26 protein-coding genes and 1 pseudogene are annotated in these 25,904 nt (G+C 73.4%); 18 read left to right on the top strand and 9 right to left on the bottom strand.

Annotation, left to right across the window (positions count from 1 at the left end; translation table 11 throughout):
- Positions 1–6: 6 nt before the first annotated feature.
- The gene (locus AB0K03_RS21575) at positions 7–369 is read left to right on the top strand and encodes a DUF742 domain-containing protein (protein ID WP_199515803.1); all 363 of its coding nucleotides are present in this window, start codon (positions 7–9) and stop codon (positions 367–369) included.
- Entirely contained in the window at positions 350–970 is a 621-nt protein-coding gene (locus AB0K03_RS21570) for a GTP-binding protein (protein WP_199515802.1), read from the top strand. The genes AB0K03_RS21575 and AB0K03_RS21570 overlap by 20 nt, the downstream gene beginning before the upstream one ends.
- A gap of 40 nt (positions 971–1,010) precedes the next feature.
- On the opposite strand, the gene AB0K03_RS21565 is transcribed toward AB0K03_RS21570, so the two are convergent.
- On the bottom strand, positions 1,011–2,156 hold the full coding sequence (locus AB0K03_RS21565; RefSeq protein ID WP_364687508.1) for a uroporphyrinogen-III synthase: 1,146 nt from the start codon (positions 2,154–2,156) through the stop codon (positions 1,011–1,013).
- 703 nt (positions 2,157–2,859) lie between these two features.
- Between AB0K03_RS21565 and rplM the strand changes: the two genes are divergently transcribed.
- From rplM to glmM, 3 genes are all read left to right on the top strand, one after another.
- On the top strand, positions 2,860–3,303 hold the full coding sequence (rplM, locus tag AB0K03_RS21560; protein ID WP_199515800.1) for a 50S ribosomal protein L13: 444 nt from the start codon (positions 2,860–2,862) through the stop codon (positions 3,301–3,303).
- A 20-nt stretch (positions 3,304–3,323) separates the two neighbouring features.
- Entirely contained in the window at positions 3,324–3,833 is a 510-nt protein-coding gene (gene rpsI, locus AB0K03_RS21555; protein ID WP_364687507.1) for a 30S ribosomal protein S9, read from the top strand.
- Positions 3,834–3,985: 152 nt separating this feature from the next.
- The gene (gene glmM, locus AB0K03_RS21550) at positions 3,986–5,338 is read left to right on the top strand and encodes a phosphoglucosamine mutase (protein ID WP_364687506.1); all 1,353 of its coding nucleotides are present in this window, start codon (positions 3,986–3,988) and stop codon (positions 5,336–5,338) included.
- A 160-nt stretch (positions 5,339–5,498) separates the two neighbouring features.
- Here the strand turns inward: glmM and AB0K03_RS21545 are convergent, their stop codons facing one another.
- Both AB0K03_RS21545 and AB0K03_RS21540 read right to left on the bottom strand, forming a co-directional pair.
- Positions 5,499–6,674, bottom strand: a complete 1,176-nt coding sequence (locus tag AB0K03_RS21545; protein ID WP_364687796.1) for a pyridoxal phosphate-dependent aminotransferase — start codon at positions 6,672–6,674, stop codon at positions 5,499–5,501.
- Between the two features lie 320 nt (positions 6,675–6,994).
- Complete coding sequence (locus AB0K03_RS21540; protein ID WP_364687505.1) at positions 6,995–7,915, bottom strand: MmpS family transport accessory protein; 921 nt, start codon at positions 7,913–7,915, stop codon at positions 6,995–6,997.
- Between the two features lie 199 nt (positions 7,916–8,114).
- Between AB0K03_RS21540 and glmS the strand changes: the two genes are divergently transcribed.
- Positions 8,115–9,998 carry a glutamine--fructose-6-phosphate transaminase (isomerizing) gene (gene glmS, locus AB0K03_RS21535; RefSeq protein ID WP_364687504.1) on the top strand — a complete coding sequence of 628 codons (1,884 nt, stop codon included), beginning with the start codon at positions 8,115–8,117 and terminating at the stop codon, positions 9,996–9,998.
- Here glmS and AB0K03_RS21530 read toward each other — a convergent pair.
- Both AB0K03_RS21530 and AB0K03_RS21525 read right to left on the bottom strand, forming a co-directional pair.
- On the bottom strand, positions 9,985–11,355 hold the full coding sequence (locus AB0K03_RS21530; RefSeq protein WP_364687503.1) for an alpha/beta hydrolase: 1,371 nt from the start codon (positions 11,353–11,355) through the stop codon (positions 9,985–9,987). The two genes, glmS and AB0K03_RS21530, sit on opposite strands and share 14 nt — an antisense overlap.
- Positions 11,352–11,630 carry a hypothetical protein gene (locus AB0K03_RS21525; RefSeq protein WP_364687502.1) on the bottom strand — a complete coding sequence of 93 codons (279 nt, stop codon included), beginning with the start codon at positions 11,628–11,630 and terminating at the stop codon, positions 11,352–11,354. Before AB0K03_RS21525 ends, AB0K03_RS21530 begins: the two co-directional genes overlap by 4 nt.
- A gap of 103 nt (positions 11,631–11,733) precedes the next feature.
- Here AB0K03_RS21525 and AB0K03_RS21520 point away from each other — a divergent pair, with 103 nt between their 5' ends.
- Genes AB0K03_RS21520 through AB0K03_RS21465 form a run of 12 tightly spaced genes read left to right on the top strand, consistent with a single transcriptional unit; the run spans position 11,734 to position 23,021 of the window.
- Complete coding sequence (locus AB0K03_RS21520; RefSeq protein WP_364687501.1) at positions 11,734–12,102, top strand: holo-ACP synthase; 369 nt, start codon at positions 11,734–11,736, stop codon at positions 12,100–12,102.
- Between the two features lie 23 nt (positions 12,103–12,125).
- Positions 12,126–13,574 carry an NAD(P)H-hydrate dehydratase gene (locus AB0K03_RS21515; RefSeq protein ID WP_364687500.1) on the top strand — a complete coding sequence of 483 codons (1,449 nt, stop codon included), beginning with the start codon at positions 12,126–12,128 and terminating at the stop codon, positions 13,572–13,574.
- A 38-nt stretch (positions 13,575–13,612) separates the two neighbouring features.
- Positions 13,613–14,767 carry an alanine racemase gene (gene alr, locus AB0K03_RS21510; RefSeq protein ID WP_364687499.1) on the top strand — a complete coding sequence of 385 codons (1,155 nt, stop codon included), beginning with the start codon at positions 13,613–13,615 and terminating at the stop codon, positions 14,765–14,767.
- 20 nt (positions 14,768–14,787) lie between these two features.
- Positions 14,788–15,900 (top strand): alpha/beta hydrolase, encoded by a 1,113-nt coding sequence (locus tag AB0K03_RS21505; RefSeq protein ID WP_364687498.1) that lies wholly within the window; start codon positions 14,788–14,790, stop codon positions 15,898–15,900.
- Positions 15,897–16,379, top strand: a complete 483-nt coding sequence (tsaE, locus tag AB0K03_RS21500; protein WP_364687497.1) for a tRNA (adenosine(37)-N6)-threonylcarbamoyltransferase complex ATPase subunit type 1 TsaE — start codon at positions 15,897–15,899, stop codon at positions 16,377–16,379. The genes AB0K03_RS21505 and tsaE overlap by 4 nt, the downstream gene beginning before the upstream one ends.
- Before the next feature lie 20 nt (positions 16,380–16,399).
- Positions 16,400–17,065, top strand: coding sequence for a uracil-DNA glycosylase (gene ung / locus AB0K03_RS21495; protein WP_364687794.1), 666 nt, complete (start codon positions 16,400–16,402; stop codon positions 17,063–17,065).
- 43 nt (positions 17,066–17,108) lie between these two features.
- Entirely contained in the window at positions 17,109–17,765 is a 657-nt protein-coding gene (gene tsaB / locus AB0K03_RS21490; RefSeq protein ID WP_364687496.1) for a tRNA (adenosine(37)-N6)-threonylcarbamoyltransferase complex dimerization subunit type 1 TsaB, read from the top strand.
- Positions 17,765–18,193 (top strand): ribosomal protein S18-alanine N-acetyltransferase, encoded by a 429-nt coding sequence (rimI, locus tag AB0K03_RS21485; RefSeq protein ID WP_364687495.1) that lies wholly within the window; start codon positions 17,765–17,767, stop codon positions 18,191–18,193. The genes tsaB and rimI overlap by 1 nt, the downstream gene beginning before the upstream one ends.
- Positions 18,186–19,238 carry a tRNA (adenosine(37)-N6)-threonylcarbamoyltransferase complex transferase subunit TsaD gene (tsaD, locus tag AB0K03_RS21480; protein WP_364687494.1) on the top strand — a complete coding sequence of 351 codons (1,053 nt, stop codon included), beginning with the start codon at positions 18,186–18,188 and terminating at the stop codon, positions 19,236–19,238. The genes rimI and tsaD overlap by 8 nt, the downstream gene beginning before the upstream one ends.
- Positions 19,239–19,247: 9 nt before the next feature.
- A complete protein-coding gene (locus AB0K03_RS21475) occupies positions 19,248–19,502 on the top strand; it encodes a hypothetical protein (protein WP_364687493.1) in 255 nt (84 codons plus the stop codon).
- 43 nt (positions 19,503–19,545) lie between these two features.
- Positions 19,546–21,237: an ABC transporter ATP-binding protein gene (locus tag AB0K03_RS21470; RefSeq protein ID WP_364687492.1), complete on the top strand. Its 1,692-nt coding sequence runs from the start codon at positions 19,546–19,548 to the stop codon at positions 21,235–21,237.
- Complete coding sequence (locus tag AB0K03_RS21465) at positions 21,234–23,021, top strand: ABC transporter ATP-binding protein (protein WP_364687491.1); 1,788 nt, start codon at positions 21,234–21,236, stop codon at positions 23,019–23,021. Before AB0K03_RS21470 ends, AB0K03_RS21465 begins: the two co-directional genes overlap by 4 nt.
- Here the strand turns inward: AB0K03_RS21465 and AB0K03_RS21460 are convergent.
- The 4 genes and pseudogenes from AB0K03_RS21460 to AB0K03_RS21445 form a co-directional block, all read right to left on the bottom strand.
- On the bottom strand, positions 22,981–23,241 hold the full coding sequence (locus AB0K03_RS21460; RefSeq protein WP_364687793.1) for a DUF1707 domain-containing protein: 261 nt from the start codon (positions 23,239–23,241) through the stop codon (positions 22,981–22,983). The two genes, AB0K03_RS21465 and AB0K03_RS21460, sit on opposite strands and share 41 nt — an antisense overlap.
- A 15-nt stretch (positions 23,242–23,256) precedes the next feature.
- Positions 23,257–24,429, bottom strand: a complete 1,173-nt coding sequence (locus AB0K03_RS21455) for an ROK family transcriptional regulator (RefSeq protein ID WP_364687489.1) — start codon at positions 24,427–24,429, stop codon at positions 23,257–23,259.
- Positions 24,426–25,679, bottom strand: coding sequence for an ABC transporter permease subunit (locus tag AB0K03_RS21450; RefSeq protein WP_364687487.1), 1,254 nt, complete (start codon positions 25,677–25,679; stop codon positions 24,426–24,428). Before AB0K03_RS21450 ends, AB0K03_RS21455 begins: the two co-directional genes overlap by 4 nt.
- A pseudogene (locus AB0K03_RS21445) lies at positions 25,676–25,904 on the bottom strand (sugar ABC transporter ATP-binding protein); the annotation flags it as partial. The pseudogene AB0K03_RS21445 and the gene AB0K03_RS21450, both read right to left, overlap by 4 nt.

The raw sequence follows: 25,904 nt of genomic DNA, 5'->3' as shown, positions 1-25,904 counted from the left end.
CGTTCGATGGGACAGCCGCACGACCCCCGCGGCAACCTGGTCCGACCGTATGCGGTCACCCGGGGCCGGACGGAGCCGCGCCGGGACATCCCCATCGAGGCGGTCCTGGTCGCCAGCCAGGCCGCCGTTCAGGAAGCCCGGTTCGCCGGGCATGACAAGTACCGCATAGCCGTGCTGTGCGAGCCACGGGCGCAGTCGCTGGCCGAGATCGCGGCCTACAGCAGGCTCCCGCTGGGAGTCGCCCGGGTACTCGTCGCCGACATGGTCGCCGACGGGATGCTGTCGCTGCACAGCGCCGCTCCCAAGGAAGGGTTCACGGAGCGGATGGATCTGCTGGAAAGGGTGTTGAGTGGACTTCGCAAGCTCTGAGCGGGCGGGGGCGCAACCCAAGGAGATCACCTCCGCGAAGATCGTCGTCGCTGGTGGCTTCGGCGTGGGCAAGACCACGCTCGTGGGCGCGGTCTCCGAGATCGAGCCGCTGACCACCGAGGCCGTGATGACCTCGGCGGGACAGGGCATCGACGACGCGTCCAAGGTGCCGGGCAAGGAGACGACCACGGTGGCGATGGACTTCGGTCGCATCACCATGGCCGACGACCTGATCCTGTACCTGTTCGGCACCCCGGGCCAGACCCGTTTCTGGTTCATGTGGGACGAGCTGATCCGGGGAGCGGTGGGTGCCGCGGTCCTGGTGGACACCCGGCGGATCTCCGACGCCTTCGCGCCGCTCGACTATTTCGAGAATCGTCACCTGCCGTACCTCGTCGCGCTGAACTGCTTCGACGGTGCGCCGCGGTACGAGCCGGAGGAGGTGCGCGAGGCGCTGGCCATCGCGCCGCAGGTGCCACTGATCATGTGTGACGCCCGGAACCGCGACTCCGTCAAGCAGGTGCTGGTCGGCGTCGTCGAGCACGCCATGCGCACGCTGGTGGCCGAGCAGGAGCGCGGCTTCCCGACCCCGGTCGGATAGGGCCGGCGTCGGCGCCCACCTGATGTCGCCTCCGGGCGGGTCAGGTGGGCAGGCGGTATCCGCGCTTCACCACGGTCTGGACGACGCCGGGCGTGCCGAGGCCGGCCCGGATTCTCGCCACGGCCATCTCGACGGCGTGCTCGTCGGCGCCGCGGGGGAGCGTACGCAGCAGCGCCGCCCGGGAGAGCACCCGCCCGGGAGTGGCGGCGAGGGCCCGCAGCACCGTCATCGGCGCGGGCGCGAGCGGTTTCAGATCGCCGTCGATGATCGCCGCGTGGCCGCGCAACGTCAGTGAATGACCGGCGACCTCGAGACTCACCGCGCGCTTCGGCAGTTCGTCGACGATGGTGCGTACCAGTGCGCTCAGCCGGGCCCGGGCCGGCGCGGCCACGGGGACGTCGTGCCTGCGCAGCGGGGCCGCGGTGACCGGACCGACGCACGCGGCGAGGACGTCGGCGCGTAACGCCTCCAGCAGCGATTCTGCGGCCGGGCCCGCGGCGGACAACAGGGCCGCGACGGCCGGCGCCGAGGTGAAGGTGACCGCGTCCACGAGCCGGCCGGTGACCAGATCCACCAGGCGGTGCAGCGGAGCGGGGTCGATCGGCGGCGCCCAGCGGTACACCGGCACCTCGATCACCCGCGCGCCGGCCGCCTCCAGCGTCTCCGTGTACTCCGGCTGGCTCTCGCCGTGCAGCTGCATCGCCACGATCAGCCCGGCGACGCCGCGGGCGGTCAGGTGGTCGACGACCTCCTCGTAGCCCTCGCCCTCGGGCGACCAGTGGTCCTGCAGCCCGGCGGAGCGGATCGCGGCCCTGGCCTTCGGACCACGGGCCACCAGGTATGCCCGGGACAGCACCGAGCGCAGCGCTTCGGCCAGCCCCCAGCCCTCGGCCGCCTCCAGCCAGCCCCGCATCCCGATGCCGGTGTTGACCAGCACGATGTCGGGCGGTGTCTCCAGGCACCGGCGCGTCGCGGCGCGCAGCTCGGCGTCGTCCGCGATGGGCACGATGCGCAGGGCCGGGGCGATCACGACCCGGGCGCCACGATGCTCCAGCAGGCCGGCCAGCTCGTCGCGGCGCCGGTCCGACGTCACCCCGATCGTGTACCCGGCCAGCGACACCGTCGGCTCCGCGAGCGCCGAGGCCGTGATCACGGATCTGCGCGTACCCCCGGTCCGTTCCGTCATTCGGCGCCCGTGCGGGGGTCGTCGGACGGTTGTTCGAGCCGCGGCGTGGCCGGCCGGTCCACCGAAGGGCACGCCCGGAGCACGCCGTCCTCAGCGTCGACCCGCTCCCATGTCACGCCTACGTTCTCCGCCGTACCTCCGGCCGGCGCACGCCGCAGCTCTCCTCTGCCGGAACGGTCGCCCGTGCCGGCGGGCACCGCCAGGTCCGTCCTCAACCCTGGCGGTGGTCCCTGGGCGGTGCGGTCCCGTCCGGCGCCGGACCGACGTCCGGGCCGGCCCGCCGGGGCCGTACCGTGGCAGCTCGTGCGGCGGCGTGCGACGCCGGACTCCCGTCCGGGCCGCGTCGCCGGGGCCGTACCGCCTGCCATGACCGAAGCGTGCCGGTGGGTAATTTCGGCCCCGCGTCCCACGTGTTTCGAGCCTGCTAAGAGGCATTCATCCCGGCGGGTCCCCTCCGTGGGTGGAATCACGTCACCCGCTGTCGGCGTGCCGCGGGTCACGGCCTATCCTGGGCCCGGTAAGTTGTGCGGTCCGTCGGCCTGGCGGGCCTCTCCAGCCCGTTTTGACCGTGCGCCGCGCTGGCGGGTATTGTTGCCTGCTGTTGTGCGACAGCTGCGAGCGTTCCCGTTCGGGTACGCTTGACGTTCGTGCTCTGCCACGACCAGCGCGCGCCCCCAGACCGACGACGAGACAAGGTAATTCTGTGCGTACGTACAGCCCGAAGCCGGGTGAGATCGAGCGTCAGTGGCACATTATCGACGCTTCTGACGTCGTTCTGGGCCGCCTGGCCACCCACGCCGCCACCCTCCTGCGTGGGAAGCACAAGCCGACGTTCGCCCCGCACGTCGACACCGGCGACTTCGTGGTGATCATCAACGCCGGCAAGGTCGCGCTGACCGGCAACAAGCGGCAGACCAAGGTCGCCTACCGGCACTCGGGCTACCCGGGTGGCCTCAAGCAGGTCGGCTACGAGGAGCTGCTCACCAAGCGCCCCGAGCACGCGGTGGAGCTGGCCGTCAAGGGCATGCTCCCGCACAACAAGCTCGCCCGCCAGATCCTCAAGAAGCTGAAGGTCTACCCGGGCGCCGAGCACCCGCACGCCGCTCAGCAGCCGGTGCCGTTCGAAATCAAGCAGATCGCGCAGTGAGCGCGGGCGAAGGAAACAGCATGTCCGACATCGTCGAGCCCGAGGTCGTCGAGACCGTCGAGGCGCCCGCGGAGGAAACCCCCGCGGAGACCGTGGTGGTCGTCGAGGCGCCCGCGCCGGCCGTGCGCGCGCCGCGCCCGGGTGACCGTCCGATCCAGACCGTGGGCCGCCGCAAGGAGGCCATCGTCCGGGTGCGGCTCGTCCCCGGCAGCGGCAAGATCACCTGCAACGGCCGCGACCTCGAGGCCTACTTCCCGAGCAAGGTGCACCAGCAGCTCATCCGCGAGCCGCTGAGCACCGCCGAGAAGGCCGAGCAGTTCGACGTGATCGCCAACCTCCGCGGTGGCGGCATCACCGGCCAGGCCGGCGCCCTGCGCCTCGGCATCGCCCGCGCGCTCATCGCGAACGACGCCGACGACCGTCCGGCGCTCAAGAAGGCCGGCTTCCTCACCCGTGACGCGCGGGTCAAGGAAAGCAAGAAGTACGGCCTCAAGAAGGCCCGTAAGGCTCCGCAGTACTCGAAGCGCTGATCGCAGCGCTCGCCTTGCACCACGTCTGACCGGGACGGCCGGGTGCGCCCCTTCGCTGGAGGCGCGCCCGGCCGTTTCGCGTTTCCCTCCCCGAACAACGCACCGGTCCGCCTTTACTGGACAGGACAGGACCGGCGAAAGGAACGGCCTCCATGGGGCGACTCTTCGGCACGGACGGCGTACGCGGGCTCGCCAACGGCGATCTCCTCACCCCGGAACTGGCCCTCTCGGTCGCGGTAGCGGCCGCCCGGGTCCTCATCGAGAGCGACCGGAGCCATCAGCCGCTCGCCATCGTGGGCCGCGACCCGCGGGCCAGCGGCGAGATGCTGGAGGCGGCGGTCGTCGCAGGCCTGACCAGCGCCGGGGCCAACGTCGTCCGGGTCGGCGTGCTGCCCACGCCGGCGGTGGCGTACCTGGTCGGGCAGGCCCAGGCCGACCTCGGCGTCATGCTGTCGGCCTCGCACAACCCGATGCCCGACAACGGCATCAAGCTGTTCGCCCCCGGCGGTCTCAAGCTCCCCGACGAGCTGGAGGAGCGGATCGAGGCGGCCGTCGCCGACGGGCACGGGCTCGTCGGGCGCCCCACCGGCGCCGGCGTCGGCCGCGTCCACGACCTGCTCGACGGCGCCGAGCACTACGTGAAGCACCTCGTGGCCTCGACGCCGCACAGCCTCAGCGGCATCAAGGTCGTCGTCGACTGCGCGAACGGCGCGGCCAGCGACGTGGGCCCGGCCGCGTACGAGCAGGCCGGCGCGGAGGTCATCGCGATCCACGCCGAGCCGGACGGGCTCAACATCAACGACAACTGCGGCTCCACCCACCTCGACGCGGTCCGCGAGACGGTCCTGCGGGAGGGCGCCGACCTCGGCCTGGCCCACGACGGCGACGCGGACCGCTGCCTCGCCGTCACCGCCGCCGGCGAGGTCGTCGACGGCGACCAGATCATGGCGATCCTCGCCGTGGCGATGCGCGAGGCGGGCACCCTCACCGAGGACACGCTGGTCGCCACGGTCATGAGCAACCTGGGCCTGCGGCTCGCGATGAAGCAGGCCGGCATCCGGCTGGTCGAGACCAAGGTCGGCGACCGGTACGTGCTGGAGGAGCTGAACGCCAACAGCTACGCCCTCGGCGGCGAGCAGAGCGGCCACATCGTGATGCCGGCGTACGCGACGACCGGCGACGGCGTCCTCACCGGCCTGCACCTGATGGCGACGATCGCCGCCACCGGCAAGTCGCTGGCGGACCTGGCCGCGGTGGTGCACAAGCTCCCGCAGGTCCTGATCAACGTCCCGGTGAAGGACCGCGAGGCGGGCGCGCAGGCTCCGACGGTCCAGGCGGCGGTGGCGCTGGCGGAGAACGAGCTGGGCGAGACCGGTCGGGTGCTGCTGCGGCCGTCCGGCACGGAGCAGCTCGTGCGGGTCATGGTGGAGGCGGAGACGCAGGAGCAGGCGCGTACGGTCGCCGAGCGGGTCGCGGACGAGGTGCGGGCGGCCAGCCCCGCCTGATCGCCTGGGTCGTGGAGGTCTCGGCCCGGGCTTTCTCCTGGGCCGAGACCTCTTCCCAGAGTCGGGCCTTCTTCCGGGCCCGGCTCTCCCGGGGGTCCTTCGCCCGGGCTCGGCTTTTCCCGGGGCTGGGCCTTCTCCCGGGTTCCTCGCCGGGCCGGCTTCAGGCCAGCGTGCGGAGGCGGCGGGCGGCCTCGTCGATGACGTCCTCGCGCTTGCAGAAGGCGAAGCGGATGAGGTGCCGGCCGCGGTCCTGGTGGTCGTAGAAGACCTGCGTGGGCACGGCCACCACGCCGCAGCGCTCCGGCAGCGTACGGCAGAAGCCGACACCGTCCGTCGCGCCCAGCGGGGTGATGTCGGCGGTGACGAAGTACGTGCCCTCCGACGGCAGGACCGCGAAGCCGGCATCGGTCAGCCCCGCCACCAGCCGGTCCCGGCGAGCCTGGAGGCCGGCGCGGAAGGCCGAGAAGTACGTGTCGGGCAGGGCGAGCGCCACGGCGACGGCCGGCTGCAAAGGGCCCGCGTTGACGAAGGTGAGGAACTGCTTCACCCGCAGTGCCGCGGAGACGAGGCGCGCGGGCCCGGTCGCCCAGCCCACTTTCCAGCCGGTGCACGAGAACGTCTTGCCGGCCGACGAGACGCGTAGCGTGCGCTCCCGCATGCCCGGCAGGGACGCCAGCGGTACGTGCGGCGTGGCGGCGTCGGTGAACACCAGATGCTCGTAGACCTCGTCGGTCACGGCGTACACGTCATGCTCCTGGCAGAGCCGCGCGACCAGCGCGAGCTCGTCCGCGGTGAAGACTTTGCCGGTCGGGTTGTGCGGCGAGTTCAGCAGCACCATGCGGGTTCGCGGCCCGAAGGCGGCTCGCAGCTCACCCTCGTCGAAGCCGTACCGCCCGTCGGGGCCCGGCCGCAGCGTGACCGGCCGCCGGACCGCCCCGGCGAGCGCGATGGAGGCCGCGTACGAGTCGTAGTACGGCTCGAAGCACACCACCTCGTCCCCGGCCTCGCACAGGGCGAGAATCGCGGCGGCGATGGCCTCCGTGGCGCCGGCGGTCACGACGACCTCGGTGTCCGGGTCGCGGCCGATCCCCCAGAAGCGTTCCTCGTGCGCGGCGATCGCCTGGCGCAGCGCCGGAATGCCGGGCAGCGGAGGGTACTGGTTGGCGCCGGAGCGCAGCGCCTCGGCGGCCGCGGCGAGCATCTCGGGCGGGCCGTCGGTGTCGGGGAAGCCCTGCCCGAGGTTCACCGAGCCGGTACGCACGGCCAGCGCGGACATCTCGGTGAAGATGGTGGTGCCGAACGGGCGCATGCGGCCGACGAGTGGGTCCGCCGAGATCGACGACGTCACGCCCGCCAGCCTACGGGCGGGGGACGGCGTGCGGCACCGGGCTGGCCAGGCGACGGCGTGCGGACCCGGCGGGCCGGGCGTGAGAAGTCCGGGCGTCCGGGCGTCCGGGCGTCCGGGCGTGCGGGCGTGCGGGCGTGCGGCGCCGGCCGGCCCGGGCGTGCGTCCGGCACCCGACGGCCCCGGCACCCGGCGGCCCCGGCACCCGGCGGCCCCGGCACCCGGCGGCCCCGGCCCGGGGCCCGGGCTCGGCGTTCGGGCGTCCCGAAGGCGGGTGGGCGGGCCGGGTGCCGCACGCGCCGGCGCCCCGGTTAGAAGATGACCTTGCTGCAGGTGGCCGTGATGAACGTGCCCGTGCGGGATTTCTGGGCGACCTCCTGGCCGTCGACCGTCGCCCGGCAGGAGATCGTGCCCTCCGAGGTGGCGCCGCGTACCGCCACGACCGACACCAGCGCCGAGCCGTGCAGCGTCACCTTCTTGCGCCAGGGCAGGGACGCGTTGCGGACGCGCTTGGGTTCCTTGCTGAGCTCGTCCATGTAGACGATCTCGACCGGGCCGTCGCCGGTGACCTCGTACTCGACCTTGATCGCCGCGCCCTTGCCGGGGGCGTTCGGGATGCCGGTCGGCAGGCCGGTGGGCAGTTCGGTCGGCAGCCCCGTCGGGAGGGTCGGCAGGTCGGTCGGGAGATCGGTGGGCAGGTCGGGGAGCTCGGGCAGGTCCTCCGTCGGCACCGCGGTGGGCAGGGACTCGATGGTCTCCTTGGCCTTGTCGGTGGCCCGGTTGACGAGCAGCACCGCGGAGGTCACGCCGCCCGCACAGAGCAGGAGCGTCACCGCGATCAGTACGGCCACCAGCGGGGTGTTGCTGCGCTTCGGTGGTGGCGGCGTGCCGTACCCCGGCGGCGGGGCGCCGTAGCCGGGCGGGGGCCCGTACCCGGGTGGCGGTCCGTAGCCGGGTGCCGTGCCGTAGCCGGGTGCCGTGCCGTAGCCGGGCGGCGGCGGGGGATAGGCGTTCTGGACCGCCGGAAACTGGGACGTCGGCGGGTAGCCGTCCGGCGGGGCGCTCGCCTGGCTGTCGGCCGGGGGCAGGGGTGCGTACCCGGGCTGGAACTGCGGGGTGGCCGGCGGCTGCGCGGCGAGCGGGTCGCCCGACTGCGCGGACCAGGGCTGCCCCGAGGCGGGCTCCTCCGGCGGGAGCGGGCGCGTGGGGTCCGGTGGCGGTGGGTAACTCAATGGTGTCTCCCGGGGAGGCGTCGGCCCGACGGTACGCCTCCGCCGCCAGACAGGGATCACCCGGTCGTGTCGCGTATCGCCGTGACCTGGCCGGGAAGCGGGCCGCACCCGGCCGAACGGCCCTTTCGCTCACGTCCGATGCGCGAAAGTATGCTTCTCGAGCAGCGCTCGTGAGCGAAAGTCCGCTACGCTGCCCCACATGTGTGGGATCGTGGGATACGTCGGCAATCGGCCGGCGCTGCAGATCGTTCTGGACGGGCTCCGCCGGTTGGAATACCGCGGGTACGACTCGGCCGGTGTCGCGGTCATCGACGGCGCCGCCGTCCTGACCGAGAAGCGGGCCGGCAAGCTGGCCAACCTGGAGAAGGCCCTGGCCGAGCGGGCGGCCGACGGGATCGCCGCCGGTTCGACGGCCATCGGGCACACCCGGTGGGCCACCCACGGCGGGCCGACCGACCGTAACGCCCACCCGCACCTGTCCGGGGACGGCCGGGTCGCCGTGATCCACAACGGGATCATCGAGAACTTCTCCCGGCTGCGCGCCGAGCTCGAGGCCACCGGGGTCGAGTTCGTCAGCGACACCGACACCGAGTGCGCGGCGCACCTGCTCGCCGCCGAGATCGCCGTGCTGCGCGAGGCCGGCGCGGTCGAGGGCCCCCAGCTGCTCGCCGAGGGCATGCGCCGGACCGTGCAGCGGCTCGAGGGCGCGTTCACCCTGCTGGCGATCGACGTCGAGGTCCCGGGCGCCGTGGTGGCCGCCCGGCGCAACTCCCCGCTGGTCGTCGGCCGGGGTGAGGGGGAGAACTTCCTCGCCAGCGACGTGTCCGCATTCATCGAGCACACCCGCGAGGCGATCGAGCTGGGGCAGGACCAGGTCGTCCTGATCACGCCGGACGCCATCGAGATCACCGACTTCGCCGGCGCGCCCGCCACGGGCAAGGAGTTCCACATCGACTGGGACGCCTCGGCCGCGGAGAAGGGTGGCTACGACTACTTCATGCTCAAGGAGATCGCCGAGCAGCCGCAGGCGATCGCCGACACGCTGATGGGCCGGCTCTCCGAGCGGGGTGAGATCGTCCTGGACGAGGTCCGCCTCACCGACCAGGACCTGCGCGACGTCGACAAGGTCTTCATCGTCGCCTGCGGCACCTCCTACCACGCCGGCATGGTCGCCAAGTACGCGATCGAGCACTGGGTGCGCATCCCGTGCGAGGTGGAGCTGGCCAGCGAGTTCCGCTACCGCGACCCGATCCTGGACCGCTCGACCCTCATGATCGTGATCAGCCAGTCCGGCGAGACCATGGACACGCTCATGGCGTTGCGGCACGCGAAGGATCAGAAGGCGCGCGTGCTCGCGATCTGCAACACCAACGGCTCCACCATCCCGCGGGAGTCCGACGCCGTCCTCTACACGCACGGCGGCCCCGAGATCGCGGTGGCCTCGACCAAGGCCTTCGTGACCCAGCTGGTCGCCTGCTATCTGATCGGTCTGCACCTCGCGCAGATCCGCGGCGTCATGTACGCCGACGAGGTCGCCGCCGTCGTGTCCCGCCTCGAGCAGACCCCCGACAGCGTGCGCGAGCTGCTCAGCCAGATGGAGGACGTGCGCGCGCTGGGCCGCGACCTGAAGACGGCGTCGACCGTGCTGTTCATCGGCCGGCACGTCGGCTTCCCGGTGGCCCTCGAGGGCGCGCTGAAGCTCAAGGAGCTCGCGTACATGCACGCCGAGGGCTTCGCGGCCGGCGAGCTGAAGCACGGGCCGATCGCCCTGATCGACGAGGGCACGCCGGTGGTCTGCATCGTGCCCTCGCCGGCCGGGCGGGGCGTGCTGCGCGACAAGGTCGTCTCGAACATCCAGGAGGTCCGCGCCCGTGGCGCCCGGACGATCGTCATCGCCGAGGAGGGCGACGACGCCGTGGCCGCGTACGCCGACCACCTGATCACCGTGCCGCGTACGCCCACCCTGCTCGCGCCGCTGGTGACCACCGTGCCGCTGCAGATCCTGGCGTGCGAGATCGCGGCGGCCCGCGGTCACGACGTCGACCAGCCGCGCAACCTGGCGAAGTCCGTCACCGTGGAATGACATCGCCCCGCCCCAGCGCGATGGCCGCGAGCGCGTCGAGCGCCGGTCCGCCCTCGTCCCAGTAGCCGAGGTGCCCGCCTCCGGGCCGGCTGGCGAAGCGGCGTGCCCCGAACGACGGGTCGGCCGGGTTGGTGCCGAAATACAGGTCGTCCTCCGGCCGGCCGAAGGCGAGCAACGCCCCGGCCGGCCGGGCCTGGCTGACGACGAGGTCCTCCACGAGGCTCCGGGGAGAGACGGCCGCGTACTGGATGATGTCGGAGCGCGAGGTGGAGGCCCACACCTCGCCCGGCGGCGCGTGCAGGTCCTTCGCGGAATCGACGCCGACGCCCGGGGACCCGACGAAGACGAGGCTGTCGGCGTCGAAGCCGGGCCGGGCCGCGGCGGTGCCGACGACCAGCGATCCGTAGCTGTGCCCGACGACGGTCTGCCGGGCCGGCGCGCCCTCGTGGGTCGCACGCAGCCCGGCCTGGAAACGCCGCAGCGCCGGGGCGCCGGCGTTCGCGGACGACCGGCCGGAAGCCTCGCCGAGAAAGTCCGGAGCGTCGTAACCGAGCCACATGATCGCGCTGGTCGCCCGCTCGGGTGCCAGCTCGGCCGCGCGGACCGCGATCCGTTCGGCGCGGGCCAGCTCGCCGCCGTACGACGCGAGGTCGGCGGTCATGCCGGGCACCTGCGTGACGACCTGGGTGGCCTTGTCGGGGTCGCCCAGCGCGACCACGGCCCGCCCGTCGCCGGCCGGGTCCACCGCGAGCAGGTACGCCCGGGGCCCGTCCCCGTCGGCCAGCCGGTCCGGCAGCGAGCCCGCGATCGGCAGGCCGTCGATCATCAGGCGGTTGGCGCGGTCCCGGGCGGCGGCCGGCACACCGTCCAGTGAGCCGACCCAGCCGGGCCGGGCGGCGCACAGCCACTCCCGCTGCCCCGCGGACAGGCCGGCCCACCAGCGGGCCACCTCCTCGGGACCGGCGGTGCAGGCGGGCGGATCGCCGCCCGGCGGCCCGGCCGGCACGGCGAACAGACCGTCCAGGATCGCGGCGGTGTCCTCGTCCGCCCTCGTGGCGGACGCGATGTCGCCGCCCGGTCGCGCCCGCGCGAGGGCGGCGGCGAACTCGCTGAGCGCCTGGTCGGCGGCCCAGCAGCCGAGCCGGAACAGGTCGAGCCGGCGCAGCAGGCCGCCGATCCGGGCGGCCAGGGCGTCGGCCGCGGCGCCCTTCCACGCGGCGCGGAGCCCGGCCGCGCAGGTGCGCAGCTCCGCCACCCAGCGTCCCGCTGTCGCGGCCCACGCCCGCCAGTCGAGAGCCACCTGCTGCCAAGCACCCGGATCGGTCGCCGCGAGAGCACCCGCTCCCAGCGCTGTCACCGGACCCGCCGGAGAAGGCCGGCCGCGCGATCGTCCGCGGCCTCGTAGTCGTCGACGCACGTGACCACCGCGTGGCCAGTGGCCACGATGTCGTCGGTCAGGGCCGCCAGCAGGCGACGCGCCGCCGCGACTGCGGCCGTACCCGAATCGGTGCTGGACCAGCGGGGACCCGGCGCCGGCGGCATCGGGCCGGCATGCAGGCGGCCGCCCGCGTCGCGCAGCGCCGCGGCCCAGCGGCGCGCGGCCTCGGCATCGATCTCGAGATCGGGCGTCATGGGCAACCTCCGGAAGGTGAAGGGACTCGGGGCGACGACGTTAGGGAATCCGGGCGGTCTGCGGGACCGGGCTGTGGACAACGGGTTTCGCTAGGGTTGGCGTGTGATCGTCTCTGTCGGTATCGACGTGGTGCTGGTCGATCGGTTCGCCCGTGCGCTGGAGCGGACGCCGCTGCTGGGCGACCGGCTCTTCACCGACGGGGAACGGATGACGGCGGCCGGCAACCCGCGGTCCGCGGAGTCGCTGGCCGCCCGGTTCGCCGCGAAGGAGGCCGTCGCGAAGGCCCTCGGCGCGCCCGCCGGGCTGCGCTGGCACGACTGCGAGATCGTCTCCGACCCGGACGGACGCCCGTGGCTGACCGTCTCCGGTACGGTCGCCGCGGTGGCCGCCGAGCGCGGCATCCATCGATGGCACCTGTCGCTGTCCCACGACGGCGGCATCGCCTCGGCCATGGTCGTCGCCGAGGCCTGAAACCACGCGACACGGGAGTGCGGATGCGGCAGGCATGGCGGGTGACCGACGTACGGTCGGCCGAGAAGGCCCTGATGGCGACCCTGCCGGAGGGCACCCTCATGCAGCGCGCCGCGGCTGGTCTGGCCCGGCGGTGCGCGTTGCTGCTGCAGGAGAGCGGCGGTGTCTACGGCTCCACCGTGGTTCTGCTGATCGGCAGCGGCGACAACGGCGGCGACGCGCTCTACGCGGGCGCCCGGCTGGCCGCGCGCGGTGCGGGGGTGCAGGCGATCCTCATGCGGCCGGACCACGTGCACCTCGCCGGTCTCGCGGCGCTGCGCCGGGCCGGTGGCCGGACGGTGGCCGACCTGCCCGCCCGCGCGGACCTGGTGGTCGACGGCATCGTGGGCATCGGCGCGAGCGGCGGGTTGCGGCCCGCGGCGGCCGCTGTCGTCGCGGCGCTGCGGGAGCTGCGGAACCGTGCCGGTGTGCGTACCCCCGTGGTTGCCGTGGATGTTCCCAGCGGGGTGGCGGTCGACACGGGGGATGTGCCCGGCGACGCGGTGCACGCCGATGTCACGGTCACGTTCGGATGCCTCAAGCCGGCGCATGTGCTCGGTTCCGCCGCGGCCCTGGCGGGCCACGTCGACCTGGTGGACATCGGCCTGGGCGCGACGCTGCACCCTTCCCCGGCCGTACGCGTGCCCGACGCGGCCGATGTCGCCTCGTGGTGGCCACGGCCGAACGCCGCCTCCGACAAGTACACCCGGGGCGTGGTCGGCGTGGCCACAGGCTCGGCCACGTACCCGGGCGCGGCGCTGCTGTCGGTCTCCGGGGCGCTCGCCGGGCCCACCGGCATGGTCCGCTACGCCGGCACCGCGTACGAGGAGGTCGTACGGCAGCACCCGTCGGTGGTCGCGGTCAAGCGTGTGGCCGACGCCGGGCGGGTGCAGGCGTGGGTGTGCGGGTCCGGCCTCGGGACCGACGACGACGCCCGTACGGAACTCCGCAGCGTGCTCGCCACCTCGTTGCCCGTCCTGCTGGACGCCGACGCGCTGACTCTGCTGGTCGACGGGAAGCACGCCACCGACCTGCGCCGCGACGCGCCCCTGGTGGTCACGCCGCACGACCGCGAGTTCGCCCGGCTGGCCGGCGAGGCCCCGGGCGCCGACCGGGCGGGCGCGGCCTGCCGTCTGGCGGCGTGGATCAACGCGGTCGTGCTGCTCAAGGGCGACCGGACCATCGTGGCGACCCCCGGCGGCGAGGTGTGGGCCAACCCGACCGGCAGCGCCCAGCTGGCCACGGCCGGTTCCGGGGACGTGCTGGCGGGGTTGCTGGGCTCGCTGCTCGCCGCCGGGCTGCCTGCTGAACGGGCGGCGGTGGCTGCCGCGTACGTGCACGGCCTCGCCGGCCGCCGCGCCGGTCTCGACGGCCCGGCGACCTCCGTCCAGGTCGCCGCCGCGCTGCGTCCCGTCCTCGCCGACCTGCTGTGACGCCGGTCCTGTCACAGGCGATCAGTAGGCTGATGGGCATGTGGCAGGCCGAGGTCCGGATCGATCTGGACGCGATCCGGGACAACGTGGCGACGCTGCGCGCCGGCACGACCGCTGAGGTCATGGCGGTCGTCAAGGCCGACGGGTACGGGCACGGCATGCTGCCGGCCGCCCGCGCGGCGCTCGCCGGCGGCGCGAGCTGGCTCGGCGTGGCCACCCTGGCCGAGGCGCTCGAGCTGCGCCGGGCCGGCCTCACCGCGCCCGTGCTGGCCTGGCTGAACGCGCCCGGGATGCCGCTGCACGAGGGCGTCGAGGCGGACGTCGACCTCAACGCGGGCAGCCTCGGCCAGCTCGCCGAGCTGGTCGCCGCGGGCCGCCGCGTCCACCGTCCGGTCCGCGCCCACCTCAAGCTCGACACCGGGCTGGCCCGCGGCGGCGCCACCCCGGCCGACTGGCCGGCGCTGCTCGAGGCCGCGGCGAAGGCCCAGGCCGACGGCGAGCTCGAGGTGGTCGGCATCTGGAGCCACTTCGTGTACGCGGACGCGCCCGGCCACGAGACGATCGACCACCAGCTGGCCGTCTTCGCCGAGGGGCTGGCCGCCGCCGAGCGCTTCGGCATCGAGCCGCGCTACCGGCACATCGCCAACTCGGCGGCCACCCTGACCCGGCCCGACGCCCACTACGACCTGGTCCGTCCCGGTGTGGCCATCTACGGCCTGTCCCCGCTGCCCGGCCCGCCGCCGCCCGGCCTGCGCCCGGCGATGACCGCGCGCGCCCGGGTCACCCAGACCAAGCGGGTCCCGGCCGGCCAGGGCGTCTCGTACGGGCACGCGTACCACACGTCCCGCGAGGCGACGCTGGCGCTGGTGCCGCTCGGGTACGGCGACGGGGTGCCGCGGCACGCCTCCAACGTGGGGCCGGTGCTGCTCGGTGACGCGTTGCGGACGATCGCGGGCCGGGTCTGCATGGATCAGTTCGTGCTGGACTGCGGCGACGATCCGGTGGCCGCCGGCGACGTCGCGACGCTCTTCGGGCCGGGCGACCACGGCGAGCCGACAGCGACCGACTGGGCCGACGCGATCGGGACGATCAACTACGAGATCGTGACGCGGTTCGGGGGATCGAGGGTTCCCCGCGTCTACGACGGTTCCGGCTCCGGGCGGGCCGGCCTTGACGGGTCCGGGCAGGGCTGAATGAACGCCGGGGAGGGCGGATGAGTCACGGTAAGCCGCACGGTCGGTCGTCGTCGCGGGCGATCCGGTCGGGCCCGCGCCGCCGGGCCAAGCAGGTCGGCATCGCCGGTGCCGTCGTCGGTGTCGCCGCGGCCGGGCTCGCCACCGCGTTCGCCGTCGAGCGGGCGCTGGTCCGCCGGTCCCAGAACGCGCCCGGGGATCCGTACGCCGACGAGAGCTTCAGCGATCAGCCGTACGACAGCGAGCTGACCGTCACCGCCGCGGACGGCACCGACCTGCACGTCGAGATCGTGGAGCCCGAGCGGCCCGGCAAGCCGACGGTCGTCTTCGTCCACGGGTTCGCGCTGGACATGGGCACGTTCTACTTCCAGCGGCAGGGGCTGACCGAGCTGGGCGAATACCGGCTGGTGTTCTACGACCAGCCGGGGCACGGCCGGTCGGGGCGTCTCGAATCCGGCGACTACGACCTGGCCGCGCTCGGCAAGTCGCTCGCGGCCGTGCTGGACGAGACCGTGCCCGAGGGCGAGATCGTCCTCGTCGGGCACTCGATGGGCGGCATGACGATCATGGCGTTCGCCGAGCAGTATCCGGAGTGGTTCGGCAGCCGGGTCACCGGTGTGGTGCTCATGTCCACCTCCGCCGGCCTGGTCGACAAGACGAGGATCGGCGTGCAGTCGCTGGTGGCCCGGGCGAGCGCGCCGTTCTTCCCGCTGTGGGGCGGCGCCGCCCGCATCGGCGGCACCACGATCGACCGGGCCCGGCTCGCCTCGTCGGACCTCGCCTGGCTGCTCACCCGCCGGTACGGCTTCGGCGACGCCCGGCCCAGCCCGTCGTTGGTCACGTTCGTGGAGCACATGAACTCCAAGACGTCGGTCGAGACGCTCACCCGGTATCTGCGCACCCTGTACACGCACAACCGCTTCCCGGCGCTGTCCGCGCTGCGGGGTGTGCCGGTGCTGGTCATCGTCGGCACGAAGGACTACCTCACGCCCGTGACCCACTCGGAGGAGATTCTGCGGCACCTCCCGGAGGCCGAGCTGCTGAAGGTCGACAACACCGGCCACGTGGTCATGCTCGAGAAGGCGGACCTGGTGAACGCCGAGCTGATCGCCTTCCTGGAGAAGATCTCGTGACGGCCACCGGCATCCGGCTCGCCACTGTGGACGACACGCGCGCGTTCGGCAGTCGCCTCGCCGCGCTGCTGCGCCCAGGCGACCTGCTCTTGCTCACCGGCCCGCTCGGCGCCGGCAAGACCGCGCTGGTGCAGGGCATCGGCGCGGGCCTGGGGGTGCTCGGTGACATCACGTCGCCGACGTTCGTCATCGCCCGGGTGCACCGGCCCGACCCCGTCCGGGGCGGTGCGGTGCCGCTGGTGCACGCGGACGCGTACCGGCTCGGGGACGCGGCCGACCCGCGTGCCGAGATCGACGACCTGGATCTCGACGCGTCCGCCGAGGAGGCGGTCACCGTCGTCGAGTGGGGCGCCGGCCTGGTCGAGCAGCTCAACGACGAATACCTGGCGGTGCGCATCGACCGCCTCGACGACGACACCCGCGTGCTGGACCTGCTGCCGTACGGCGGCGACTGGGCCGCCCGCCTCGAGAAACTGTGACGCCTGTGAACCTGCCCGAGATGCTGCCGGACGCCTGGCGTGCCGAGCTCACCCCGTTCCTCGACCCGGCTGCCACGGAGGCGCTGGGTGCGTTCGTGGCCGGCGAGTACGCCCGGCACACCGTGTACCCGCCGATCGAGGATCTGTTCGCGGCGTACCGGCTGTGCCCGCCGGAGCAGACCCGGGTGCTGTTGCTGGGGCAGGACCCGTACCACGGGCCGGGGCAGGCGCACGGGCTGAGCTTCAGCGTCCGCGACGGCGTGCGGGTGCCGCCGTCGCTGCGCAACGTCTACAAGGAGCTGGCCGCGGACGTCGGCGTGGCGCCGCCCGCGAGCGGGGACCTGACCGGCTGGGCGCGGCAGGGTGTGCTGCTGCTCAACGCGGTGCTGACCGTACGCGCGGGAGCCGCGGCCTCGCACAAGGGCAAGGGGTGGGAGGTCTTCACCGACGCCACGATCCGGGCGCTGAACGCGCGCGCGGAGCGGGTGGTGTTCCTGCTGTGGGGCTCGTACGCCCGCAAGAAGGCCGCGCTGGTCACCAACCCGGTGCACGTGGTGATCGAATCCGGTCACCCGAGCCCGCTCAACGGCGGCAGGGACTTCCTCGGCGCGCGCATGTTCAGCGCCACCAACAAGGCCCTGGCGGACGCCGGCCGACCCCTGATCGACTGGGACCCCCGCGCCTGACCACCCGGCCGGGCCCCGCACCGGCGGCGGCTACTGTTTGCTGGTGCTCGTACTCGCTCTGGACACCGCCACGCCCGCGGTCACGGCCGCGCTGGCGGAGGTCGCCGACAGCGGACTGAAGGGCCTGGGGGAGCGGCGGACCGTCGACCCGCGGGCGCACGGCGAGCTGCTCGCCCCGCAGATCGCGGCCGTCCTCGGTGACGCCGGGGTGCGCCCGGGCGAGCTCGGCGCGATCGTGGCCGGGACCGGGCCCGGTCCCTTCACCGGGCTGCGGGTGGGGCTGGCCACCGCGGCGAGCATGGCGCAGGCACTCGGCATTCCCGCGTACGGGATCTGCTCGCTGGATGCGATCGGCCGGGCCGCCGGGCCGGGCCGCGTTCTGGTGGCGACCGATGCCCGGCGCCGCGAGGTGTACTTCGCGACCTATCTCGACGGCGAGCGGGTGAGCGGCCCGGACGTCGCGAAGCCCGCCGACGTGCGGGTCGACGCGGACCGGGCCGTGGGCGAGGGCGCGGTGAGATACAGCGAGGTCTTCGCGGTCCCGATCGACGACCGGGTGCTGTACCCGTCCGGTGAGGCCCTGATCGCGCTGGCGCTCGACAAGATCCGGTCGGGCTCGGCGGGGGAGCCGCTCACCCCGCTGTACCTGCGCCGGCCCGATGCGGTCGCCTCCGCCCAGCGTAAGCACGTGCTGCCCTGATGGAGATCGTACGGTTCCGGTGGTGGCACGTCGCCGAGGTGCTGCCCATCGAGGCGGACCTGTTCGGCGCGGAGAAGTGGTCGGCGGCCATGTTCTGGAACGAGCTGGCGCAGCGGCACTTCTACGTGGTCGCCGAGGAGGACGGTGAGGTGCTCGGCTACGCGGGGCTCTCCGTCACCGACGACACCGAGTCGTGGGTGCAGAACATCGCCGTACGGCGTACCGCGCAGAAGCGGGGGATCGGCCGCCGCCTGCTGGAGACGCTGCTCGAGCGGGCCGGCGACCGGAAGGTGCTGCTGGAGGTGGCCGTCGACAACGCGCCCGCCCAGCACCTGTACGCGACGTACGACTTCGAGCCCGTCGGGATCCGGCGCGGCTACTACCAGCCCAGCAACACGGATGCCTTGGTGATGATGCGCGATGCCTGACGAGCCTCTGGTCCTCGGGATCGAGACCTCCTGCGACGAGACCGGCGTCGGCATCGTCCGCGGGCACACGCTGCTGGCCGACGCGCTCGCCTCCAGCGTCGACCAGCACGCGCGGTTCGGCGGGGTCGTGCCGGAGGTCGCCAGCCGCGCCCACCTCGAGGCGATCGTCCCGACCATGCAGCGGGCGCTCGACGAGGCGGGGGTCACGCTCGCCGACGTCGACGCGATCGCCGTGACGGCCGGGCCGGGTCTCGCGGGCGCGCTCCTGGTCGGGGTCGCCGCGGCCAAGGGGTACGCGCTGGCAGCCGACAAGCCGATCTACGGCGTGAACCACCTCGCGGCGCACGTCGCGGTGGACACCCTGGAGCACGGCCCGCTGCCGGAGCCGGCCGTGGCGATGCTGGTGTCCGGCGGGCACTCCTCGCTGCTGCTGGTCGACGACCTGACCGCCGGGGTGTCGCCGCTCGGCGCGACCATCGACGACGCGGCCGGCGAGGCGTTCGACAAGGTGGCCCGGCTGCTGGGCATGGGGTTCCCCGGCGGCCCGGTGATCGACCGTACGGCGCGTGACGGCGACCCGGGGGCGATCGTGTTCCCGCGCGGGCTCACCGCACCGAAGGACCTCCAGCGGCACCGCTTCGACTTCTCCTTCTCCGGGCTGAAGACCGCCGTGGCGCGCTGGGTGGAGGCCCGCGAGCGCAGCGGCGAGCCTGTGCCGGTGGCCGATGTCGCCGCCGGTTTCCAGGAGGCCGTCTGCGACGTGCTGACCGCGAAGGCGCTGGACGCGTGCCGCGAGCACGGCGTCGAGACGCTGATCATCGGCGGTGGCGTGGCCGCCAACTCGCGGCTGCGGCTGCTGGCCGAGGAGCGGGCCGCCAAGCTGGGGATCCGGGTGCGCGTACCGCGTCCGCAGCTGTGCACCGACAACGGCGCGATGGTGGCGGCCCTGGGTTCGCACCTGGTGGCGGCGGGCGTGGCGCCGAGCCGGCTGGACCTGCCGGCGGATTCCGCGATGTCATTGACCTCGGTCGCTGTGGCGGGGTAGGAAGCTCGCATGATCGCACGGATGTGGGAGGTACGCGCCTCGCGCGGCGGCTTCGACGAGCTGCTCAGCTGGGTCTGCGACCGGGAACTGCCCAAGCTGGAGGTGCTTCCCTCGCACGTGTCCAGCGAGGTCTTCTCCTCCACCGACCTGCGGATCGTGGTCATCTCGAAGTGGCGGAACACCCCCGGCGAGCTGCCCGCGCCGCCGGAACACCTGGTGGCCCGTTCGCCACACGTGTGGGATTTCACTCCGGTCGATAGATAACGCTCTGGATCGTGACGGCAGCGTTACGTAACGTCGAGGGGCGATGCGTGATCTGCCCCCACCCGATCCGGGCTCCCCCGACGACCGGTCCGCCACCCGTTACCTGGGATGGCTCGTCCGGCAGGCCTGGGTATCCGTCAGTGCCGCCATCTTCTTCGCCGTCGTCTGGATGGTCTGCCAGGCCTTCACCCCCGCGGTGATCGGCAAGGCGATCGACGCCGGCCTGGCCCACCGCGACGGCAGCGAGCTGCTGATCTGGAGCATGGTCCTGTTCGTCGTCGGCCTGGTGCAGGCCGGCGCCGGCCTGCTGCGACACCGCCGGGCCGTCTTCAACTGGCTGTCGTCGGCCTACCGTACGGTGCAGGTCGCCGTCCGGCAGGCGGGGTGGCTCGGGGTGGCCCTGCCGCGACGGCTGGACGCGGGCGAGGTCGTCGCGATCGGCACGGCCGATATCACGCACATCGGTAACGCCGTCGACATCCTCGCGCGCGGGGTCGGCTCGGTCGTCGCGGTCATCACTGTCACCACGATCCTGCTGGTCACGTCGGTGCCGCTGGGCCTGGTCGTGGTGCTGGGCATTCCGCTGCTGATGGCCGTGGTCAGCCTGCTCATCCGCCCGCTGCACCACCGCCAGCAGGCGTACCGCGAGCAGCAGGGGCGGCTCACCGGCCGGGCCACGGACATGGTCGGCGGTCTGCGGGTGCTGCGGGGCGTCGGCGGCGAGCCGGTCATGTCCGAGCGCTACCGCGCCGAATCGCAGACGCTGCGCGCCGCCGGCGTCCGCGTCGCCCGGGTCGAGGCCTTGCTCAACGCGGCCCAGGTGCTGCTGCCGGGGACGTTCCTGGCGCTGGTGACGTGGCTCGGCGCGCGGTTCGCGATCTCCGGGAAGATCACGGTCGGGCAGTTGGTCTCCTTCTACGGGTACGCGGCCTTCCTGGTCTCGCCGCTGCGGCAGCTCACGGAGACGATCGACAAGCTGATCCGCGGGCACGTGTCGAGCCGCCGGGTCGTGTCGATGCTGCGGGTGCGTACGGACCTCCCGGCCCCGGCCCGGCCCGTGCCGCCGCCCGAGCGGGGTGATCTCGTCGACCCGGTGTCCGGCGTGGTCGTGCGGCCGGGGCTGGTCACGGCCATCGCCGCCGCGGTGCCCGCCGACGCCGTGGCCATCGCGGACCGGCTGGGCCGCTACACCGCCTCGGGCGCGGGGACGACGCTGGCCGGCGTACCGCTGAAGGACCTGGACCCGGCCGCCGTGCGGGAGCGGATCGTCGTGGCCGACAACGACGCCCGCCTGTTCTCCGGGCCGCTCCGCGACGACCTGGACCCGGAGGCGACCGGCCGGGTCCCGGTGGCCCTGGAGGCCGCGTCGGCGGCCGACGTCGTCGAGGCCCTGCCGGACGGCCTGGACAGCGAGGTCGCCGAGCGCGGCCGCAGCTTCTCCGGCGGCCAGCAGCAGCGGCTCCGGCTGGTCCGCGCGCTCGTCGCCGACCCGGAGATCCTCGTGCTGGTGGAACCGACCAGCGCGGTGGACGCGCACACCGAGGCCCGCATCGCCGACCGGCTCGGGGCCGCCCGGGCCGGCCGCACCACCGTCGTCTGCTCCACCAGCCCGCTGGTGCTGGACCGCGCCGACCACGTCGTCTACGTCGAGGACGGGACGGTGGTCGCCGAGGGAACCCATCGCGAGCTGCTGGACAGCAGCTTCGCCTATGCGAGGACGGTGCTGCGCGAGTGAGCAACGCGCTCCCGGTGGCGGACAACCGCCAGGTGCGCCGGTACGCCCGCGATCTGTTCCGCCGGCACCCGCGCGCCCTGGCGACCGCCGTCGCCCTGCACGCGGTCGCCGCGGTCGCGGGCCTGGTCGGTCCGCGGCTGCTCGGCGAGCTGGTCGAATCGATCCAGCACGGCGCCGGCGTGGGTACGGTCGACCGCATCGCGATCACCATCGCCGTCTTCGTCGTGACTCAGGCGGTGCTGGTGCGGTTCGCGTACCTCGCGTCGGCGCGGCTCGGGGAGCGGGTGCTGGCCGAGCTTCGGGAGGAGTTCGTCGACCGGGTGCTGACGATCCCGCTCTCCACGGTGGAGAAAGCCGGCACGGGTGACCTGCTGACGCGGACGTCGCGGGACGTCGACGCGCTGTCTCGGTGCCTGCGCTTCGCCGTGCCCGAGACGCTCATCGCCCTCATCACGGCGAGCCTCGCGGTGAGCGCTCTCATCCTGGTCAGCCCGCTGCTGGCGCTGCCGCTACTGGTCGCCGTACCGGTGCTGACCTGGTCCACGCGGTGGTACCTGCGCCGGGCCTCCGGCGGCTATCTGCGGCAGAACGCCGCGTACTCGCAGGTCACCGACGGGCTGGCGGAGACCGTCGAGGGGGCGCGCACGGTGGACGCGCTGCGCCGGCAGCGGCAGCGGATCGGGCGTACGGACGCCGACCTGCGGCGCTCCTGGGCCACCGAGCGGTACACGCTGTACCTGCGGACCGTCTGGATGCCGTCGATCGAGGTCGGCTACGTGCTGCCCGTGGTCGGCACATTGCTGCTGGGCGGCTGGTTCTACCTGCAGGGCTGGGTGGGGCTCGGCCAGGTCACCGCCGCCGTCCTGTACGCGCAGATGCTCGTCGACCCGATCGACCGCTTCCTCGGCTGGCTGGACGAGCTGCAGGTGGGCGCGGCGTCGCTCGCCCGTCTGCTCGGCGTCTCGTTCAGCACGGCGGCGCCGACGTCGCAGACCCCGCGCGGGGCCGAGATCGTCGCCCGCGACGTGCGGTTCTCGTACGTGCCGGGACGCGAGGTGCTGCACGGCATCTCGCTGACCATCGCGCCGGGGGAGCGGCTGGCGATCGTGGGCCCGTCCGGCGCCGGGAAGTCCACGCTGGGCCGGCTGCTCGCCGGGGTGCACGCGCCCGGGCGCGGCTCGATCACGGTCGGCGGGGTCGCGCTGGCCGGTCTGCCCCTGGACCGGCTGCGGACCGAGGTCGCGCTGGTCAGCCAGGAACACCACGTCTTCATCGGTACGCTGCGCGACAACATCGCGATGGTCCGGCCGGGCTCCTCCGCGGCCGACGTGCGGCAGGCGCTCGCCGCCGTGCACGCCCTGAAGTGGGCGGACCAGCTGCCCGACGGGCTGGACACGGTCGTGGGCGTCGGCGGGGTCGGCCTGTCGGCCGCGCAGGCGCAGCAGGTGGCGCTGGCCCGGCTGGTGCTCGCCGACCCGCACACGCTCGTGCTGGACGAGGCGACGGCGATGCTGGACCCGCGGGCCGCCCGGGACCTCGAGCAGTCGCTGGCGGCGGTGCTGAAGGGGCGTACGGTCATCGCGATCGCGCACCGGCTGTTCTCCGCGCACGACGCCGACCGGGTGGCGGTGGTGGAGGACGGGCGGATCACCGAGCTCGGCTCGCACGACGAGCTGGTCGCGGCGGGTGGCTCGTACGCGGCCCTCTGGGCGTCCTGGCACGGCACGCCCCCGGTCGGTACGACTAGCGCAGCGCCAAAAACGTGCCCAGCAGAACCAGCGTGACGATCGCGACGGCCAGCACGATCAGGAACTCGCGCTGCTGCCGCTCCTCCTGCTGCTCGGCCGGCAGGTCGCTGACCACCGCGGCGAGCTCGTCCAGCGTGCGGGCGCCGGCCACCACCCCGACCCGCTGGGCGAACTCGTCCAGCGTCAGCCGGCCGGCGCCGGTGTGCCGTTCGAGCGCGGCCACGACCCGCTGCCGATCCTCATCGGAAGCGCGCATGCTCACGCGCGCACCTTACAACAGCGGGTCAGCCAGGAGCCGTTCGAAAGCCAGCTCGGCCGCCCCGATCAGGGCCGCGTCCCGGCCGAGCTCGGGGGTGCGCAGGCGCAAATCCTCGCGGCACGCGGGCAGCGCGACCTCGGTGAGCCGGGAGCGGATCTGCGCCGCGGCCACCAGGTACAGGTCGCGCAGCGTACCCCCGAAGATCACCGCCTCGGGGTTGAAGATGTTGACGAGGTTGCCGACGCCGAGGCCGAGCCACTCGCCGACGTGCCGGACCGCCTGCTGGGCGATCCAGTCGCCGCGCATCGCCGCCTCGACCACGCCGAGCACCGCCTCGCGGCCGCTGCGGTCGCCCCGGCCGGCCAGCCTGAGCAGTGGGTACTCGCCGATCTCGGTCTCCCAGCAGCCGCGCGAGCCGCAACTGCACGGCCGGCCCTGCGGGTTGACCACCATGTGCCCCACCTCGCCGCCGTAGCCGCCGTGGCCGGTGATGGGCTTCCCGCCCGCGATGATCCCGGCGCCGACACCGACGTCGCCGTACAGGTAGATGACGTTGTCCCGGCCGGCCGCGGCGCCGCGGCTGTGCTCGACCAGCGCGGACACGTCGGCGATGTTGCCGACGGTCACCGGGCCGACGTCGCCGATCTCCTCGACCAGGGCGTCCCCGACGGGTTCGTCCTTCCAGCCGATCGTGGGCGCGAGCCGGACCATGCCGTCCGCGCGGCGCACCATGCCGGCGATGGCGAGTCCGACCCCGACGCAACGCGAGCCGCTGGGCACGTCGCGCATCTCGTGGATGAAGCCGGCGAGCGGCTGAACGGCGTCGACCACCTGCATGCCGCGCGGCCGGGGCGCCTCCCGCCGGTCCAGGATCCGGCCGCCGAGCCCCACCCGGGCCGCGCGCAGCCGGTCCACCTCGATGTTGAGCGCGTACGCGTAGACCGTGGACGACTCGGGCCGGACGACCAGTGAGGGTCGCCCGGCCCGGCCGGTGTCGCGTTGGGTGCGCTCGGAGACCAGCCCGGCGGCGGTGAGGTCCGCCGTCAGGGCTCCGATGGTGCTGCGGTTGAGCCCGAGCCGGGTGGTGAGCTCGGCGCGGGACGTAGCCCCATGAACGTGAACATATCGGAGCAACGTGCCCAGGTTGTGCCGCCGTACCTCTTCCTGGCTGGGCCCCGCCCTCATCGGTTTCCGGTGGCGGCCGCTCTGCGGCGGGAGAGCGCGTCGACGCTGGCGGCGAGGAGGAGGATCAGACCGGTCACCACGAACTTCGTGCCGGCGCTGTACCCCATCAGGCCCATGCCGTTGTCGATGACGGCGATGACCGCGCCGCCGATGATCGCGTCGAGGACCCGGCCCTTGCCGCCGAAGAGGCTGGTGCCGCCGATGACCGCGGCGCCGACCGCGTACAGCAGGACGTTGCTGCCGCCGGAGTTCGGGTCGACCGAGTTGGCCCGGCTCGCGGCGACGATGCCGCCGATCGAGGCCATGAACGAGCCGATCACGAAGACCGAGATGCGGATCCGGTCGACCGGGATGCCGGCGCGGCGCGCGGCCTCCTTGTTGCCGCCGACCGCGTAGACGTGCCGGCCGTACGTGGTCCGCCCGAGCACGAACGTCCAGACGATCAGCACCACCGCGATGATCGGGGCGACGATCGGCACGCCCTTCACCGAAATGATCAACGGGTTGATGCTGCGCTCCTGGGTCAGGACGGCGACCGCCGCCAGCAGCAGTACGGCCAGCGAGACGATCCGTGCCAGCACGATACCCAGCGGATCGGTCACCAGCCCGCGCGCGGCCCGCCCGCGGATCCGCAGGAACTGGACCGCGGCGTACCCGACGATCGCGATGAGCGCGAGCGCCCAGCTGAGCCCGACCGACATGTTGTTGTTCGCGAGGGAGAGCACGAACTTGTCGCGGATCGAGATGTTCTTGCCGCCGCTGAGCAGCATCAGCAGGATGCCCTGGAACGCGAGGAACGCGGCGAGGGTGACCACGAAGGACGGGATGCCGACCTTGGACACCAGGAAGCCCAGCGCGAAGCCGATGACCAGGCCGGTCACCAGGGCGACCGGGATCGCGCTGTACCAGTCCCAGCCGTGGTCGGTGAGCAGGATGGCCATCACCGCGCCGCAGACGCCGCTCGCGAAGCCGGCCGAGAGGTCGATCTCGCCCAGCAGCAGGACGAAGACCAGGCCCATCGCGATGAAGATGACCGCCGCGCCCTGCGAGAACAGGTTGGCGAAGTTGACCGCGCTGAAGAAGGTCGGCCGGGCGGTGCCGAAGATCAGGCAGAGCACGATGAGGCCGAGGATGGCGGGCAGGCTGCCGATGTCGCCGCCGCGCACCCGGCCCCAGTAGTCGTGCAGGTGGCCGGCGACCGTCGGCTTCACGACCTGGACCGGCCCGCTGGTGGTCGTCGTGGGTGTCATACGTCGGCTCCCGGGGGCGTGAGGTCGGCGAATCCGGCGGCGGCCGGCTTCTCGGGCGGCAGGCCGAGGTTTCCGCTGCGGCCGGCCGTGATCAGCTCGACGACCTGGGCGTGCGTGACGTCGCTGGTCTTGACCTGGGCGGCCATCCGGCCGAGGTAGAGGGCGGCGATGCGGTCGGAGACGGCGAAGACGTCGTTCATGTTGTGCGAGATGAGCACGACGCCG

Source organism: Actinoplanes sp. NPDC049316 (assembly GCF_040677315.1).
Taxonomy (GTDB): domain Bacteria; phylum Actinomycetota; class Actinomycetes; order Mycobacteriales; family Micromonosporaceae; genus Actinoplanes.
This window is presented reverse-complemented; position numbering and strand designations above follow the sequence as displayed.

Bases quoted from the DNA above. Each gene is read 5' to 3' on its own strand.
- AB0K03_RS21470 (WP_364687492.1), top strand. From the start codon at position 19,546: ATGCGTGATCTGCCCCCACCCGATCCGGGCTCCCCCGACGACCGGTCC.
- glmS (WP_364687504.1), top strand. From the start codon at position 8,115: ATGTGTGGGATCGTGGGATACGTCGGCAATCGGCCGGCGCTGCAGATC.
- AB0K03_RS21460 (WP_364687793.1), bottom strand. From the start codon at position 23,241: ATGCGCGCTTCCGATGAGGATCGGCAGCGGGTCGTGGCCGCGCTCGAA.
- rimI (WP_364687495.1), top strand. From the start codon at position 17,765: ATGGAGATCGTACGGTTCCGGTGGTGGCACGTCGCCGAGGTGCTGCCC.
- alr (WP_364687499.1), top strand. From the start codon at position 13,613: ATGTGGCAGGCCGAGGTCCGGATCGATCTGGACGCGATCCGGGACAAC.
- tsaD (WP_364687494.1), top strand. From the start codon at position 18,186: ATGCCTGACGAGCCTCTGGTCCTCGGGATCGAGACCTCCTGCGACGAG.
- ung (WP_364687794.1), top strand. From the start codon at position 16,400: ATGCTGCCGGACGCCTGGCGTGCCGAGCTCACCCCGTTCCTCGACCCG.
- glmM (WP_364687506.1), top strand. From the start codon at position 3,986: ATGGGGCGACTCTTCGGCACGGACGGCGTACGCGGGCTCGCCAACGGC.
- AB0K03_RS21565 (WP_364687508.1), bottom strand. From the start codon at position 2,156: ATGACGGAACGGACCGGGGGTACGCGCAGATCCGTGATCACGGCCTCG.
- AB0K03_RS21515 (WP_364687500.1), top strand. From the start codon at position 12,126: ATGCGGCAGGCATGGCGGGTGACCGACGTACGGTCGGCCGAGAAGGCC.
- AB0K03_RS21475 (WP_364687493.1), top strand. From the start codon at position 19,248: ATGATCGCACGGATGTGGGAGGTACGCGCCTCGCGCGGCGGCTTCGAC.
- AB0K03_RS21455 (WP_364687489.1), bottom strand. From the start codon at position 24,429: ATGAGGGCGGGGCCCAGCCAGGAAGAGGTACGGCGGCACAACCTGGGC.
- AB0K03_RS21450 (WP_364687487.1), bottom strand. From the start codon at position 25,679: ATGACACCCACGACGACCACCAGCGGGCCGGTCCAGGTCGTGAAGCCG.
- AB0K03_RS21575 (WP_199515803.1), top strand. From the start codon at position 7: ATGGGACAGCCGCACGACCCCCGCGGCAACCTGGTCCGACCGTATGCG.
- AB0K03_RS21505 (WP_364687498.1), top strand. From the start codon at position 14,788: ATGAGTCACGGTAAGCCGCACGGTCGGTCGTCGTCGCGGGCGATCCGG.
- AB0K03_RS21525 (WP_364687502.1), bottom strand. From the start codon at position 11,630: ATGACGCCCGATCTCGAGATCGATGCCGAGGCCGCGCGCCGCTGGGCC.
- rpsI (WP_364687507.1), top strand. From the start codon at position 3,324: ATGTCCGACATCGTCGAGCCCGAGGTCGTCGAGACCGTCGAGGCGCCC.